This is a genomic window from Luteibacter flocculans, from assembly GCF_023612255.1.
GTDB classification, from domain to species: Bacteria; Pseudomonadota; Gammaproteobacteria; order Xanthomonadales; family Rhodanobacteraceae; genus Luteibacter; species Luteibacter flocculans.
The window spans coordinates 427,112-442,926 of record NZ_CP063231.1 but is presented as its reverse complement, the minus strand read 5'-3'; the positions used below and the strand labels follow the sequence as shown (position 1 = coordinate 442,926).

Below are 15,815 nucleotides of genomic sequence, written 5' to 3'. Positions count from 1 at the left end.
CGATCAGTGTTCCGTGTTGCCGTGGGCGAGCTCGTCGTCATGAATGACCGGCGGCACGTCGAAGGTATGGAACGGCGCCGGGGACGGCACGGTCCATTCCAGACCCTTGGCCCCTTCCCACGAGCGATCGGCGGCCTTCTTCTTCGAGAAGAACACGCAGTGGATGATCACGCCGAGGAAGATCAACTGCGAGGCGCCGAACCAGAAGCCGCCGATCGAGCTGATCATGTTGAAGTTGGCGAAGGCCACGTTGTAGTCGGGGATGCGGCGCGGCATGCCGGCGAGGCCCAGGAAGTGCTGCGGGAAGAACAGCACGTTCACCGAGATCACGCTCGACCAGAAATGGATCTTGCCCCACGTCTCGCTGTACATGTTGCCCGACCACTTCGGCAGCCAGTAGTACGCGGCGGCCATGATCGAGAACGCGGCACCGGTCACCAGCACGTAGTGGAAGTGCGCCACCACGAAGTAGGTGTCGTGATACTGGAAGTCGGCCGGTGCGAGGGCGAGCATCAGGCCCGAGAAGCCGCCGATGGTGAACAGGATCACGAAGGCGATCGAGAACAGCATCGGGGTCTCGAAGGTCATCGAGCCGCCCCACATCGTGGACACCCAGTTGAACACCTTCACGCCGGTCGGCACCGCGATCAGCATCGTCGCGTACATGAAGAAGATCTCGGCGCCCATCGGCAGGCCCACGGCGAACATGTGGTGGGCCCAGACGATGAACGAGAGGAACGCGATGGACGCGATGGCGAACACCATCGCGCGGTAGCCGAAGATCGGCTTGCGAGCGAAGGTGGGGATGATCTCCGAGATGATCCCGAACGCCGGCAGGATCATGATATAGACCTCGGGATGCCCGAAGAACCAGAAGATGTGCTGGAACAGCACCGGGTCGCCGCCACCCGCGGCATTGAAGAAATTGGTGTGGAAATACTTGTCGGTCAGCAGCATGGTGACCGCACCGGCCAGCACCGGCATCACCGCGATCAGCAGGAACGCGGTAATCAGCCAGCTCCACACGAACACCGGCATCTTCAGCAGGTCCATGCCAGGCGCGCGCATGTTCAGGATCGTGGCGATGATGTTGATCGCGCCCATGATCGAGCTGATACCCATCAAATGCACCGCGAAGATCGTGTACGCGATCGATTCGCCCTGCAGCGACAGCGGCGGGTACATCGTCCAGCCACCGGCAGGACCGCCGCCCGGCATGAACAGCGTCGAGAGCAGCAGGATGAATGCGAACGGCATGATCCAGAACGACAGGTTGTTCATGCGCGGCAGCGCCATGTCCGGCGCGCCGACCATAAGCGGGATCATCCAGTTCGCGAGGCCCACGAAGGAGGGCATGATCGCGCCGAAGATCATCACCAGCGCGTGCATCGTCGTCATTTCATTGAAGAAATACGGCTGCACGAGCTGCAAGCCCGGCTTGAACAACTCCGCGCGGATGACCATCGCGAAGGCGCCGCCGATGAAGAACATCGTCAGCGAGAAGATCAGGTACAGCGTGCCGATGTCCTTGTGGTTCGTGGACATCACCCATCGCTGGAAGAACCCCTTGGGGGCTCCGTGGTGATCGTGGTGGTCGTGGGTGGCTGCGTGCGCCATGGCCTTGCACCTCTACCTAAGCTTGAATCGGGTTAACCCTGGGGGGCCGGGGCGGGAGCGGTCTGGGCAGTCTGCGCGGCCTTCTGAACCTTGGCCTCGTCTTCCTGCGTCGCCAGCCATTGTTCGAATTCGGCCTTGGGCACGGCCTTGACCACGATCGGCATGAAGCCGTGGTCCTGCCCACAGAGTTCGGCGCACTGGCCGCGGTACACGCCCGGCTCCTTGATCTTGGTCCAGGCCGAGTTGGCGATACCCGGGATGGCGTCCATCTTCCAGCCCAGCGCCGGAACCCACCAGGAGTGGATGACGTCGCCACCGACGATCACGAAGCGGATCTTGGTATCGGTGGGCACGACGAGCGGCTTGTCGACGTCGAGCAGATAGGTCTGATAGCCATCGACCTGGATCTTCGCCGGATCGAGGTTGGAGCCGAGCTGGCGGGTGCGGTCGGAGGTTTCTTCCAGCTTCGACATGAAGCCGACCCGATCGACGCCCTTGCCCTTGTAGTCGACGTAGTCGTAGCGCCACTTCCACTGGTAGCCGGTGACCTTGATGGTCATCTCGGAGTTCGTGGTGTCGGCGAAGCTGGTGAGGCCACCGGTGGCCAGATGGGCCAGGAAGATCAGGATGATGACCGGGATCACGGTCCAGATCACTTCGAGTTTGGTGCTGTGCGACCACTTCTCGGCGACGGCGCCGCGCGACTTGCGGAAGCGGAACATGGCCACGAACATCGCGCCGAAGACGATCACGCCGATGACCACGCAGACCCACAGGGCGACCATGTGCATCGCGTAGGGCGACCACTCCGCCGCGCCCTTGGTCATGTTCAACTGGTTCGGTTCCGGGTTGGCCCACGCCGCCCCTCCGAACAGCGCGAGGGCGCCTGCCGCCCACGCCGATACCGATCGTCCGATGCCGCCAGATGTCATGTCTTGCACCTTTATTGAACCTACCTGCGCGTCTGGCCTGAGACTTCGGACAGCAGCACCATGAGTTTCCTTGACACCTCGGTCCTTTCCTCTTCCCCAAGGAAGGCACCGATTTCGAGCTCGTTGCCGTGCGACGTGAGCAACAGACGCTGCCGCCCGTTCCCCTGCGCCAGTCCGATCCGTACCCAATACGTCTGGAAGCGGACCGTCCGGCGACCCGGTACGGCACGAACCTCCAGCGTATCCGGGCCAATCGCGATACGTTCACCCCTGCCGCCGGCCCGCCAGGCCGCGCCAAGCGCGAATCCCACGACGAAGGCCTCCAGAAGGGCGAAGACCGGGGCGAATACATTGCCCTGCCACGCACCCCATGACGCCGTCGCCAGGGCCATCGCCGCAAGCCCGATGATCAGCCGACGCAGACCGCGCTTGTCCAACGCACGGTTGGGCCGAAGCCACAACACGCGCGGCTGACCCGCGGCGGTCGGTCGAAGCACGATCATGGGAGCCTGGCGTGCCTGGAACGTTGGGATGATAGGGCGCTAGTCAGCAAGCAGCAAGGTTGGAAGACGGCGCGTTGTCGCACCCAGGCCCCGCGCGGGCCGCACCGCATCGCAACAACACACGAAGGGCCCCGCACCCTTACAATGGGCGGTCTCCCCCGTGCCCACACACCCAAGTGAACCCGACCATCCTCCGTCCCGAACTCCCGACCGGCGTCGAGCCGGCGCGTGCGCGCATCACGGCCGCCTGGCTGCGCGACGAAACCGAGGCCGTCAACGACCTCCTGGCCCAGGCCACCCTGCCCCCGACCGAGCGCGAGCACGTGATCGACGTGGCCGCCGGCCTGGTCACCCGCGTCCGCGCACGCGCCAAGGACCAGAGCGCCGTCGAGTCGTTCATGCGTCAGTACGACCTCTCGTCCGAGGAAGGCGTGCTGTTGATGTGCGTGGCCGAGGCGCTGCTGCGCATTCCGGACAAGGCCACCGCCGACAAGCTCATCCGCGACAAGCTCGGCGAGGCGGACTGGAAGAAGCACCTGGGCCAGAGCGAGTCGTTGTTCGTCAACGCCTCCACCTGGGGCCTGATGCTCACCGGCCACCTGGTGAATCTGGCCGAGGAAACCCGCCACGACTTCACCTCCGCGTTGCGTCGCCTCGTGGGCCGTGCCGGCGAGCCGGTGGTTCGTCTCGCCGTGCGCCAGGCCATGCGAATTATGGGTCACCAGTTCGTCATGGGCCGCACCATCAAGGAAGCGCTCGACCGTTCCGCCGAGAAGGAGCATGCGGTCTATCGCTACTCGTACGACATGCTCGGCGAGTCGGCGCTCACCCAGGCCACCGCGGAGCGCTACCAGCAGGACTACCGCGACGCCATCAACGCCCTGGGCGCCCGCGGCCCCTTCCCGAACAATCTGGAAGCGCCGTCGATCTCGGTGAAGCTGTCCGCCCTGCACCCGCGCTACGAAGTGGCGAACCGTGCCCGTGCCCGCGCGGAACTCGGCGCGAAGCTTCTCGAACTCTCGCAGCTCGCCTACAAGAACGGCATCGCGCTTTCGGTGGACGCCGAGGAAGCCGATCGCCTGGAGCTGTCGCTCGACATTATCGGCGACGTCTTCGAACACCCGTCGCTGGAAGGCTGGAACGGCCTGGGCATTGTCATCCAGGCGTACCAGAAGCGCGCACCGTTCGTCATCGACTGGGTGACCGAGAAGGCGCGTGCCACCGGCCGCCGCTGGTTCGTGCGCCTGGTGAAGGGCGCCTACTGGGACGCCGAGGTGAAGCGCGCGCAGGAGAACGGCCTGTCGGGCTACCCGGTCTACACGCGCAAGCCGAATACCGACGTCAGCTACCTCGCCTGCGCCCAGCGCCTGTTCGCCGCAGGCAGCGACCTCATCTACCCGCAGTTCGCCACGCACAACGCGCATACCATCGCAGCCATTCATCACATCGCGAAGGGTCGGCCGTACGAGAACCAGCGCCTGCACGGCATGGGCGCCGATCTCTACGCCGAGGTGATCGGCAAGGACAAGCTCAACGTGCCCTGCCGCGTCTACGCGCCGGTGGGCAGCCACGAGGACCTGCTGCCGTATCTCGTCCGTCGCCTGCTGGAGAACGGCGCCAACACGAGCTTCGTCAACCGCGTGGTGGACGAGAGCGTGCCGGTGCGCGAGCTGGTCGCCGATCCGTGCGAGATCGTGCGCGGCTTCGCCTCCATTCCCCACCCGCGCATTCCCCTGCCGGTCAATCTCTACGGTGAACTTCGGAAGAACTCCATGGGCATGAACTTCGCTAACGACAACGAGCTCAACGAACTCGCCGACGCCATCAACCGCCACAGCGGCCCCTGGAACGCTGCACCGCTCGTCGCGGGCCATGCCACGTCCGGCGCCAAGGTCGAGGTTACCGATCCGTCCGACCGTCGCCGCATCATCGGCACCGTCGAGAATGCCGACGCCGCGCTCGTCGACCACGCCCTCGCCGCTGCCGTGAAGGCGCAGCCGGGCTGGGATCGCCTGCCGGCGGCGAGCCGTGCGGCCATCCTCGAGCACGCGGCCGAGCAGCTCGAACACAACCGCGCCGAGTTCATCGCGCTATGCGTGCGCGAAGCGGGCAAGAGCCTGCCGGATGCCATCGCCGAGATCCGCGAGGCCGCGGACTTCCTGCGCTACTACGCCACGATGGCGCGTCGCCTGTTCGGCCAGCCCGAGCAGTTGCCCGGCCCCACCGGCGAAAGCAATCAGCTGTTCCTCAATGGCCGCGGCGTGTTCGTCTGCATCAGCCCGTGGAACTTCCCGCTCGCCATCTTCCTCGGCCAGGTCGCCGCCGCACTCGCGGCGGGCAATGCCGTGATCGCGAAGCCGGCCGAGCAGACCTCGCTCATCGGCTACCTGGCGGTGAAGCTTCTGCATGCCGCGGGCATCCCCACCGACGTGCTGCAGTTCCTGCCGGGCGATGGCAGCACCGTGGGCGCGGCGCTGACCCGCGATCCGCGCGTGGCCGGCGTGGCTTTCACCGGTTCGACGGAAACCGCGTGGGCGATCAACCGCGCGCTCGCCGCGCGCAACGCACCGATCGCAGCGCTGGTCGCCGAAACCGGCGGTCAGAACGCCATGATCGCCGACTCGTCCGCGCTGCCGGAACAGATCGTCAAGGATGTGATTTCCTCGGCATTCCAGTCGGCCGGTCAGCGTTGCTCGGCCGCGCGCGTGCTGTTCGTGCAGGAAGACATCGCCGACAAGGTGATCGACATGCTTGCCGGCGCCATGGCTGAATTGAAGGTCGGCGATCCGGGCCTGCTGTCGACGGATGTCGGTCCCGTTATCGATGAGGATGCGCGCAAGATCCTCGTCGATCACGTGGCACGCATGGATCGCGAGGCGAAGAAGATCGCCGAGGTTCCGCTGCCGGAATCGACGGCCAACGGCACGTTCTTCGCGCCGCGCGCCTACGAGATCCCGTCGTTGCAGACGCTCACCCGCGAAATCTTCGGCCCGGTGCTGCACGTGATCCGCTGGAAGGGCTCGGAGCTGGAGAAGGTGGTCGATCAGATCAATGGCACCGGCTTCGGCCTGACGCTGGGCATCCACAGCCGCATCGACGACACCATCGAGTTCATCCAGAGCCGCGCACGCGTGGGTAACTGCTACGTCAACCGCAACCAGATCGGTGCTGTGGTGGGCGTGCAACCGTTCGGCGGCGAAGGCCTGTCGGGCACCGGCCCGAAGGCGGGCGGTCCGCACTACCTGCTCCGCTTCGCGGGCGAGCGCACCCTCACGATCAACACGACGGCGGCGGGCGGCAACGCCTCGCTGCTTACGATCGGCGAGTAATCGCAAAGCGTTTCCGGCACGCCGGAACGAAGCCCCTTCCCGGCGATGGGAAGGGGCTTTTTTTTGCGCCGCCGCCAACGACGCGCAAGTCGCTATGCTCGTCACGTGCGCTGGAAGCGCCACGTCACCATGACCTCAAGGATGAAACGTCATGAAAGCATCAGGCATCGCTGTCGCGGGTATCGTTCTCTTGTTGCTGGCCGGTCTCGTCGTGTGGATCGCACACACGCTTCGCCCCCAGCCCGTGCGCGTCATGGATGACGCCCGGCACAGCACGCGGCTTGGTCGAACGGCACCGTGCGACGCACAGACCGGCGAAGGCTTCGTCGCCTCAGGAAAATGGCATATCGACGAATACGGGCCGGTGCTGGAGGTCACGCCCACGCCCTGCGGGCGAGGGGTCAGCGACGATCTCACCAAGCGGGACAGCCTGGATATGGAAGTCATCGAGAAATTCAGCGGCAATATCAACTGGCGGAACACGCGCGGCATGATCAACCAGCTCGATTGTCACGTGATCAATTTTCCGCAGAAGCCCACCTGGAACCTGGAGCCCGACCGGCCCTACGTCGGGTACGCCGATACCTGGGCGGCAGAGTGCAACCCCAGCGTCGGTCGTCCGGACACGCCTTTCGAATAGGCGTCGCGCGCACCGCGCATGACGCAACCGGACCGCCTACGTCATCCGGTCTATTGCGGCAGGATCCCCACCACTGCTTAGCTTGAGCACGTTCATTGCCGGCAGGATGCCGGTCCATGCCAAGGAGGGTTTCACATGACGGCTCCCACGCAGGGCGCGGCACACCTGCCGCCCTTTCCGATATCAACAGCAGGGCGGCACCACCCGCGCCAGCCGCCGAACGAAGCACAACGTGCGCTGGCCCTGCTGCCTGAAGGCAAAGGCGCGCCGGCCGTGAAGCCTCATCTCGAACGTTTCGAGCATGTGTCTTATCACACGCTCGCCGCGAACCAGACGCACGACCTGGGCGAACTGCTCGTCGTCACGGGCGACGAGGCGCTCGTCATCGTGGAGGCGGAGGACGGCTTTGCGTTAACCGCCGTCAGCGAAGGCAATCTGCGCCTACGCAACGCCTGCCAGATCCTGTTTCGTCACGCGTACAGTCATGTGGCCTTCCACATCGAACTGGAAAGCCGCGCAGTGGACGTCCACGTTGGCCTGCTGCGGCATACGACGTTGACGGAAGTGCAGGCACTGACCGTGCACAAGCCGCGCGTGGCGCGCGCCCACGACGGCAGCCTCCTGCGCCACACGATCGATTACTGCGCACCGCCGCTGGAGGAAGTGCAGGGCATCGTCTGGCGTGGAGGCAACATGCGGATCAGCCGAATTCAGCTCGATCCGTAAGCGGGCCTATCGATGACTTCACGGGCACCCCGCTGAAGAACCGCAGCTATCAAGGACGGGAGCAAAAGACATGGCCAAATACAAAGTGACGCTGAAAATGCCGGAAGGGGAAGAGGCGAAATTGGAAGTAGCCGGTGATGAATATATTTTGGATGTGGCCGAAGAAGCGGGCGTAGATTTGCCCTATTCATGCAGAGCGGGCGCTTGCAGTACTTGCGCCGCAAAACTGATCAGTGGCACGGTCGATCAGAGCGACCAATCATTCCTCGACGATGAGCAAATAAAGAAAGGATATGTATTGACATGCGTTGCGTATCCCACATCCGATTTAGTTTTGAAGACAAATTGTGAGGAGGAGCTCTATTAAGAAACAAATGGCTCTCCAGGCAAACTGGGGGCTTTTGACGTGGGTAGGCGAGTGACGAACCCGGTCAAGTCCCCTGCGTACGCAGAAGAGCAGCCTCCTGCGCCACACGATCGATTATTGCGCGCCGCCGCTGGAGGAAGTGCAAGGCATAGTGTGGCGCGGAGGCGCTATACGCTGGTAGCCGCAAGGGCTGCGGCCGAGACCTCGTCCATGCGCGCAGTACGAACGAACATCGCTTCAAACCAAGGATGGGAACATGGACACAAGAATGCGGCGCGTGGTCGTTGGCCTGCTTGTCCTCGTCGCGGGGCTGGCAGGCGGGGCACTTCTGAACGAGCTTCTCTTCGCGCGCGGCGAACGACTCGCCGCGGCAGCGCCGAGGGAAGGCTCCTGCTCTTCTTACGTCAATACGGCGGAGTCGCGCTGGTTTGTCGACCAATGGGGGGAAACCAGCCTGCGCATCGTCCCCACTGCATGCGGACGCCGGATCGGCCCCAGCGACACGCCCCACATGTTCTACGAGATAGTGAAGCTCTATGGCGATCCGGAGCAGTTCGGCAGCGGACCTCGCCCCAGCGACCGTTGGAAGAACGTGAAAGGCATGATCAATCAATTGACTTGCCACCTGCGCATTGCCCGCGACAAAGACGAATGGAACCTGGAGCCCTATCGACCGTGGGTAGGAGACGACGCGACGGACAATGCAGGGTGCAATCCCTACATTCCCGGCAAAGCTGGCGACCCGGCCACGGCGAAACATGCCGGCGAGGGAGCTTCCGGAACCTGAATCAGGCGGCAGGGACAACGTACAGTCGACTGAACGGATGGGGCCCCCTCTCGGAGGCCCCCGGCAGAATCACTTCAAGCCGCGATCCTTCAGCATCGGCTCGATGCTCGGATCCCTGCCGCGGAAGTCGCGGTAGAGCTTGCCAAGTTCCTCGGTGTTGCCGCGAGAGAGGATCTTGTCGCGGAAGATCTGGCCGTTCTCGCGCGTGAGCCCGCCGTGCTCCTGGAACCACTCGAACGCATCGGAGTCGAGCATCTGCGTCCACAGGTACGCGTAGTAACCTGCGGCGTAACCGCTGCCCCAGATGTGCGCAAAGTAGCTGGAGCGGTAGCGCGGCGGCACCTGCGGTAACGTGAAGCCGGCCTGCTTCAACGCATTGGCTTCGAACGCATCCACATCGGGCTTGGGCGAATTCGGCGGCAGCATGTGCCAGCGCATGTCGAGCAGGGCGGCGGAAATCAGCTCACTCATCGCGTAGCCCTGATTGAAGCTCTTCGCCTTCTTGATTTTCTCCACCAGGGCGGCCGGCATCGGCGCACCGGTCTGGTAGTGCTTGGCATAGTTGGCAAAGACCTTCGGATCGGTCGCCCACTGTTCGTTGAACTGCGAGGGAAACTCGACGAAGTCGCGTGCCGTGTTGGTTCCCGACAGCGTGGGGTAGCGCGATGCCGCGAACATGCCGTGCAGGGCATGGCCGAACTCGTGGAACATCGTCGTTACGTCATCGAACGACAGCAGCGCCGGCTGGCCCGCCGCGGGCTTGGTGAAATTGGTGACGTTGTAGACGACCGGCTTCGTGCCGAGCAACGTGGACTGGTCCACCAGGTTGCTCATCCATGCGCCGCCGTTCTTGTTGTCGCGCTTGAAGTAGTCGCAATAGAACAACGCCATAGAGGTGCCGTCCTTGTCGAACACCTCGAACACGCGCATGTCCGGCTGCCACACCGGGATGTCCTTGCGCTCCTTGAAGGTGATGCCGTAAAGCTGGTTCGCGGCGTAGAACACGCCATTCTGAAGCACGTTGTCGAGTTCGAAATAGGGGCGGATCTGCGCCTCGTCGAGGTCGTACTTCGCCTTGCGCACCTTCTCGGCGTAGTGATCCCAGTCCCAGGCCTGCACCTGGAAACCGCCCTTCTCCTGGTCGATCACCTGCTGGATGTCTTTCGATTCGGCGGTGGCGCGAGCCACGGCCGCGGGGGCCAGCCGTTCCATGAAGGCCTCGGCAGCCTCCGGCGTCTTCGCCATCTGGTCGTCGAGTTTCCACGCGGCGTAGTTGGGGAAGCCGAGCAACTTCGCGCGCTCGGCGCGCAGCAGCGCGATGCGCGTGATGATCTCGCGCGTGTCGTTGGCGTCACCGTGCTCGGCACGCTCCCACGACGCCTTGAACAGCTTCTCGCGCGTGGCGCGGTCGTTCATGGCCTGCAGGTCCGGCTGCTGCGTGGTGTTCTGCAGCGGGATCACGTACTTCCCATCGAGCTTGCGGTCCTTGGCAGCGAGCGCCGCGGCTTCGATCTCGGCGTCGGAGAGACCATCGAGCGCCTTCTTGTCGTCTACGACCAGCGCGCCGGCCTTCGTCGCCGCGAGAAGCTGGTTCGAGAATCGTGTGCTGAGCGTCGATTCTTCCTTGTTGATCGCCTTGAGCCGCTGCTTGTCGGCCGGCGACAACTTCGCGCCCGCATGCACGAAGTCCTGGTAGACCACCTCGAGCAGGCGCGCCGATTCCGGATCGAGTTTCAGCGCATCGCGCTTCTGGTAGAGCGTCTCCACACGCTTGAACAGCTTGTCGTTGAGGTAGATCGCATCGCTGTGCGCCGCCAGCTTGGGCGATTCGTCTTCATCGACCTTCTGCAGCGTGTCGTTGGTGTTGGCGCCCGTCAGCGCACCGAAGACGTTCTGCGTGCGCTTGAGTAACTCGCCGGACTTCTCCATCGCCACGATGGTGTTGTCGAACGTGGGTTCGGCCGACGCATTGGCGATGGCCTCGATTTCCTTGAGCTGCTGACGCATGCCCTCTTCCAGCGCGGGCTGGAAGTCCGCATCGACGATCTTGTCGAACGGAGGTGCCTGGAACGGCAGCGTGCTGCGCGTGAGCAACGGGTTGGTGTGCATGCGGGAAGCCTTGGCAGTCTTGGCCTGGGCGGCCGGTGCGCCAGAGGACGCGGCCGTCGTCGCGGCGCTGGCGTCGCTGGCTGACGCGTGGGCGGCGAAAGCGATCGACATGGCGATCGCGAGCGTATGGACCTTCGGCATGAGCAGGTTGTCCCCTGGCGGTGAAAGGCACCGACTCTAGCCGCGGCGATGCGGCGGGGACAACCACCATCGGTCACGGGCACCTGCACGGGCGACCGTGACCGACCGTGCCGTGCACGTCAGCGGGTGTCGCGGAGCTGCCAGCTCGATCCGATCAGGAGATTCAGGCGATGCTTCACGATCCGCATAGGCAGCGAGGTGGTGAGCTGGACGTCGTTGCGGTCGTTGGACAACTCGCCCTTGGCCGACGCCGAGGCGTCGGTGACGCCCAGACTCGGATCGACCTCGTCAGGGTCCGGCTGCTTGGCGCGCCAACGCTGGAAGAGGCTGTCGCTGCGCATCGCTTCGGCGATGTCGGCGGCGAGTTTTTCCGGGCCGATGCCCTCGAAGGAAAGCTCGGGGTCCGGACCCTTCGCCTTGCTCATGTCCTGTACGGAAAGGTAGTAGGTGGTCATGACATCACTAGTTAAGGCTGCGGCCGTGAAGGCACCGTCAGCCAAGTGAAGAGAGATCGATCAGCACGGCAGCGTCCGCCGGTGCCACACGATGCGGCAGCACGCCAAGGCAAGGCGCCGGCAGGTACTCGCGCAATGTCGCCACATTCTCCTCCAGCAACGGCATGGTCGGCTCGATGAGGTTGCCGATCCACCCGACAAGACGGCATCCATCGGCCTCGATCGCCCGCGCCGTCAGGCGCGCGTGGCTGATGCAACCGAGGCGCACACCCACCACCAGGACCACGGGCAGGTTCCAGCGCCTCGGTATGTCTTCGGCGGACATGCCTTCGGCCAGGGGCACCAGCCAGCCGCCGACGCCCTCGACCACGACGCGCTCGTAATCGCGGGTCAGCGTCTCGAAGGCGGCGTCGAGCGGTTCCCACGCGATGGGCGTGCCGGTCAGACGCGCGGCGAGATGCGGCGCCACCGCATCTTCCAGGGCAATCGGGTTGACGCGTTCATAGGGTGGTGGCGGTGTACTTGCGGCCTGCAGGTCCAGGGCGTCCTGATTGCGCAGGCCGTCGCGCGTGCGCGCCGAGCCGCTGGCGACCGGCTTCATGCCGGCCACCCGATCGCCTGCGCGGCGAAAAGCATGGATCAGCGCCTGGGTGCCGTGCGTCTTGCCCACGCCGGTATCGGTACCGGCGACGAAGAAGTGTCGGGACATCGTGCGGTGGCCTTGCGGAAGAACGGACGTGGCACCATACACGGCTTCTGTCCCTGAATTGCATCCGGAACCTGCCATGTTCGAAGCCAAGGCGATCGCCACCGACGACAAGGCCACGCTGTACGCCGAGCTGGTCGAGCAGGCCAAGGGCCTCATGCACGGCGAGACCAACGTCATCGCCAATGCGGCCAATTTCGCCGCACTCGTCTACGACGCCGTACCCGATCTCAACTGGGCCGGCTTCTACCTGTTCGACGGCACCGAGCTGGTCGTGGGGCCATTCCAGGGCAAGCCAGCCTGCATTCGCATCGCGCTCGGTCGCGGCGTGTGTGGTACGGCGGCACAGACGCGCCAGACCCAGGTCGTCCGCGACGTGCACGACTTCGATGGGCACATCGCCTGCGATGCAGCCTCCAACTCGGAGATCGTGGTGCCGCTGGTGAAGGCCGACGGCAGCTTGTTCGGTGTGTGGGACGTGGACAGCCCCTCGGTGGCACGCTTCGACGACGAAGACCGCAAGGGCATGGAAGCGCTGTGCCAGGTCTTCATGACCACGCTGGGCTGACCCGGTAGAACTCGCGAAAACCATCGCTACCGACTGTGGGAGCGCGCCATGTAGCGGCGCGATACCTACGAAGCAAAGGTAGGTGCCACCCTGGTAGCGATGAGCCAAAAGGTGCCGGTGGGAGCCAGCCTGCTGGCGAAAAGCCAACGAAGCGGTGTAGCAGCGAGGCAAGCTCCCATCGCCAGCACAGGCTGGCTCCCACCGGCTAGTCGCTATCGACTGTGGGAGCCGCTATAGCGGCGAGAAGCCAACGAGGCGGTGTGGCAGCGAGGCAAGCTCCCATCGCCAGCAGGCTGGCTCCCACCGGCAAGTCCCCATCGCCAGCGGGCCGGCTCCCACAGATGGCGGCCTTACAGTTCGTGAGGCCTTGGCGTCGCCAGCAGCTCCATGATCCGCGCACGCGCTTCCTCGATACCGGTCTTCGCGGTGGAGGAGAACACCTGGGCCGTGCCCTGCACGCCGTTCTGGCGGAAATCCTTGCGCAGCACATCCAGCGCCTTGCTCGCCTGACCACGCGAGACCTTGTCCGCCTTGGTCATCAGCACGTGGCAGGGCAGATCGGTCGCCGCGCAGAAAGAAAGCATCGTCCGATCGAAGTCCTTCAGCTCATGGCGGATGTCGACGATGAGCACGATGCCGCGCAGGCTGCGGCGCATCTTCAGATAGGCGTCGATCTCGGCTCGCCAATGCTGGCGCATCGCTTCGGGCACCTTGGCGTAGCCATAACCCGGCAGGTCGACCAGGCGTGCATCGACGGGTGCCGCGCCTTCCATCTTCAACGGTGGCAGGTCGAACACGACCATCAACTGCGTCCGGCCCGGCGTCTTCGACGTGCGCGCCAGGCCGTTGTGCCCGGTGAGGGCGTTCAGCGCACTCGACTTGCCCGCGTTGGAGCGGCCGGCAAAGGCCACCTCGGCGCCCTGGTCGAAGGGCAGCTGGGTGATTTCATGCGCGGCGAGGACGAAGCGGGCGCCGTTCAGGGGATTGGAAGACATGGAAGGATGGCCCGCAGGGCACGAAGAAACGGAGGCCCGGCAGTGTATGCGATCGGGCACCCCGCCGCGCGCTGACGCGGTTTGACCGGGCTCTCCCGCGCCCCCCATAATCTTTTGGATGAGGCGCGGCAGGGAACGCGCCCCGGTCCGGAAGGTTCCCCTTTGGAGAGACTTATGAAGTTTCGGCACGCCGCCGCTGCCATTACCGCGTTGCTCGTCATGCATGCAGCCGCGGCCCAGACCGCCGTTCCCGCCAAGCCGGCGTCCACGCCGGCCCCGGCAAGCGCCGAGGCCAAGCCCGGCGGCAATCCCACGACCGATCCCGCCACGGCAGGCATGCCGAAGGCCGAAACGCCCACGGTCGCCAGCGGTCCGGTGAAGCCGGGCGACGCGACGGCCGGCCAGGGCAAGGCTGCGGCGTGCGGCGCCTGCCACGGCATCGACGGCAATTCCAGCGATCCGCAATACCCGCGCCTCGCCGGCCAGAGCGAGCAGTACATCGCCGCGCAGCTCGAAGCCTTCAAGTCGGGCAAGCGCATGAACCCGATCATGATGGGTTTCGCGCAGCCGCTGTCCGAGCAGGACATGCACGACATCGGCGCGTACTTCGCCAGCAAGGCCTCGTTGCCGGGCGTGGCGGACCAGGCGCTGGTCGCGCAGGGTCAGACGCTGTACCGCCAGGGCGACGTGGATCGCGGCATTCCCGCCTGCATGGCCTGCCATGGCCCGGACGGCCGCGGCAATCCGGGTGCGCACTACCCGCAGCTCACCAGCCAGCATGCCAAGTACGTCGAAGCGCGCCTGAAGGCATGGCACGACAACGGCGAGACGACTGGCACCCCGCACGGCAAGATCATGTCGAGCATTGCGCAGAAGCTCGACGATAAGGACATCGCCGCCGTCGCCAGCTACATCGAGGGTCTGCATACCAACGATCCGACGTCTGCCGCGCCCGCGACGCCCTGATGGCGTTAAAGTTGCGAGATCGAACGGGCCTTCGGGCCCGTTCCTTTTTAAGAAGGTAAGAAAAGGACCCCCCATGCGTATGCGCCTTCCCCTCCTCTGCGCCGCCTTGATCGGCCTCGCCGCCTGCAGTTCGGGCAATACCGACGGCTCCGCCGCCACGCCGCCCGCCGCTTCGACCGCTGCACCGGCGCCTGTAGCGACGGCGCCCGCCCAGCCGTCCACCACGGCAAGCGCGCCGGCTACCGCCTCCACCGCTGCTGCCGCTAGCGCCGCCTCGCCCACCCCTGCCGCCACCGCAAGCGCGGACGCCGAGGACGCCAATCGCCCGGCGCCGAAGCCCTTCGTCGACGATGGCAAGTGGGTGGAAGGCAAGAACTACTTCCGCATCGATCCGGCGCAGCCGACCAGCACGCCCGGCAAGATCGAAGTGACCGAGGTGTTCTCGTACGGCTGCCCGGCGTGCTTCCAGTACCACGGCATCGTGGATGAGCTGGCGAAGAGCCTGCCGAAGGGCGCGGTGATGACCTATACGCCCGCCTCGTTCCGCCCCGACGAGAACTGGCCGCTGCTGCAGCGCGCCTACGTCACCGCGCAGGCCTTCGGCGTGGACAAGCAGAGCCACGACGCCATGTTCGATGCGGTGTTCAAGAGCGGCGAACTCGGCATGATGGACCAGAAGACCGGCAAGCCGAAGCCGCAGTCGGCCTGGCCGACGATCGAGGACGTCGCGAAGTTCTATGCGAAGTTCGGCGTGAAGCCCGAAGAATTCGTTGCCACGGCCAACTCCTTCACCATCAACACGAAGATGAAGCGGGCCGATGAACTGATCCGTGCGTACGAGGTCGATAGCACGCCCACGATCGTCGTCAACGGCAAGTACCGCCTCACCCCGATTTCTGCTGGCGGCTATCCGCAATCGGTCGAGCTGACCCAATGGCTCGTCAGCAAGGAAGCCGCGGGCAAGTGATCGCGAT

General features: G+C 64.8%; 15 protein-coding genes. 8 read left to right on the top strand and 7 right to left on the bottom strand.

Features of this window, described 5'->3' with window-relative positions; genetic code table 11:
* Window positions 1-3 precede the first annotated feature (3 nt).
* From ctaD to IM816_RS01855, 3 genes are read right to left on the bottom strand one after another with little or no spacing between them, the layout of a single operon-like run.
* Window positions 4-1,617, bottom strand: coding sequence for a cytochrome c oxidase subunit I (gene ctaD / locus IM816_RS01865; protein WP_072322435.1), 1,614 nt, complete (start codon window positions 1,615-1,617; stop codon window positions 4-6).
* Between the two features lie 32 nt (window positions 1,618-1,649).
* Window positions 1,650-2,549, bottom strand: coding sequence for a cytochrome c oxidase subunit II (gene coxB / locus IM816_RS01860; RefSeq protein WP_072322434.1), 900 nt, complete (start codon window positions 2,547-2,549; stop codon window positions 1,650-1,652).
* 20 nt (window positions 2,550-2,569) lie between these two features.
* A complete protein-coding gene (locus IM816_RS01855; protein ID WP_177257398.1) occupies window positions 2,570-3,052 on the bottom strand; it encodes a DUF2244 domain-containing protein in 483 nt (160 codons plus the stop codon).
* A 176-nt stretch (window positions 3,053-3,228) separates the two neighbouring features.
* On the opposite strand from IM816_RS01855, the gene putA reads away from it, so the two are divergent.
* The 5 genes from putA (at window position 3,229) to IM816_RS01830 (ending at window position 8,901) form a co-directional block, all read left to right on the top strand.
* On the top strand, window positions 3,229-6,381 hold the full coding sequence (gene putA, locus IM816_RS01850; RefSeq protein ID WP_250339563.1) for a bifunctional proline dehydrogenase/L-glutamate gamma-semialdehyde dehydrogenase PutA: 3,153 nt from the start codon (window positions 3,229-3,231) through the stop codon (window positions 6,379-6,381).
* A 151-nt stretch (window positions 6,382-6,532) separates the two neighbouring features.
* On the top strand, window positions 6,533-7,021 hold the full coding sequence (locus IM816_RS01845; RefSeq protein WP_250339562.1) for a DUF2599 domain-containing protein: 489 nt from the start codon (window positions 6,533-6,535) through the stop codon (window positions 7,019-7,021).
* Window positions 7,022-7,156: 135 nt separating this feature from the next.
* Window positions 7,157-7,747 carry a hypothetical protein gene (locus tag IM816_RS01840; protein ID WP_250339561.1) on the top strand — a complete coding sequence of 197 codons (591 nt, stop codon included), beginning with the start codon at window positions 7,157-7,159 and terminating at the stop codon, window positions 7,745-7,747.
* A gap of 70 nt (window positions 7,748-7,817) precedes the next feature.
* Window positions 7,818-8,114, top strand: coding sequence for a 2Fe-2S iron-sulfur cluster-binding protein (locus IM816_RS01835; RefSeq protein WP_250339560.1), 297 nt, complete (start codon window positions 7,818-7,820; stop codon window positions 8,112-8,114).
* Window positions 8,115-8,370: 256 nt separating this feature from the next.
* Window positions 8,371-8,901 carry a DUF2599 domain-containing protein gene (locus IM816_RS01830; protein ID WP_250339559.1) on the top strand — a complete coding sequence of 177 codons (531 nt, stop codon included), beginning with the start codon at window positions 8,371-8,373 and terminating at the stop codon, window positions 8,899-8,901.
* A gap of 69 nt (window positions 8,902-8,970) precedes the next feature.
* Here the strand turns inward: IM816_RS01830 and dcp are convergent, their stop codons facing one another.
* The 3 genes from dcp to bioD all read right to left on the bottom strand — a co-directional run bounded on the left by dcp (window position 8,971) and on the right by bioD (window position 12,315).
* Window positions 8,971-11,151 (bottom strand): peptidyl-dipeptidase Dcp, encoded by a 2,181-nt coding sequence (gene dcp, locus IM816_RS01825; RefSeq protein ID WP_250339558.1) that lies wholly within the window; start codon window positions 11,149-11,151, stop codon window positions 8,971-8,973.
* A gap of 119 nt (window positions 11,152-11,270) precedes the next feature.
* Window positions 11,271-11,606 carry a hypothetical protein gene (locus IM816_RS01820; protein WP_250339557.1) on the bottom strand — a complete coding sequence of 112 codons (336 nt, stop codon included), beginning with the start codon at window positions 11,604-11,606 and terminating at the stop codon, window positions 11,271-11,273.
* A 37-nt stretch (window positions 11,607-11,643) separates the two neighbouring features.
* Entirely contained in the window at window positions 11,644-12,315 is a 672-nt protein-coding gene (gene bioD, locus IM816_RS01815) for a dethiobiotin synthase (RefSeq protein WP_072323145.1), read from the bottom strand.
* Between the two features lie 76 nt (window positions 12,316-12,391).
* Between bioD and IM816_RS01810 the strand changes: the two genes are divergently transcribed.
* Window positions 12,392-12,880 carry a GAF domain-containing protein gene (locus tag IM816_RS01810; protein WP_250339556.1) on the top strand — a complete coding sequence of 163 codons (489 nt, stop codon included), beginning with the start codon at window positions 12,392-12,394 and terminating at the stop codon, window positions 12,878-12,880.
* Between the two features lie 350 nt (window positions 12,881-13,230).
* Here IM816_RS01810 and yihA read toward each other — a convergent pair whose 3' ends face one another.
* The gene (gene yihA, locus IM816_RS01805; RefSeq protein ID WP_250339555.1) at window positions 13,231-13,875 is read right to left on the bottom strand and encodes a ribosome biogenesis GTP-binding protein YihA/YsxC; all 645 of its coding nucleotides are present in this window, start codon (window positions 13,873-13,875) and stop codon (window positions 13,231-13,233) included.
* 174 nt (window positions 13,876-14,049) lie between these two features.
* On the opposite strand from yihA, the gene IM816_RS01800 reads away from it, so the two are divergent.
* Both IM816_RS01800 and IM816_RS01795 read left to right on the top strand, forming a co-directional pair.
* Entirely contained in the window at window positions 14,050-14,841 is a 792-nt protein-coding gene (locus IM816_RS01800; protein ID WP_250339554.1) for a c-type cytochrome, read from the top strand.
* A 79-nt stretch (window positions 14,842-14,920) separates the two neighbouring features.
* Complete coding sequence (locus IM816_RS01795; protein ID WP_250339553.1) at window positions 14,921-15,808, top strand: thiol:disulfide interchange protein DsbA/DsbL; 888 nt, start codon at window positions 14,921-14,923, stop codon at window positions 15,806-15,808.
* Window positions 15,809-15,815: the final 7 nt, after the last annotated feature.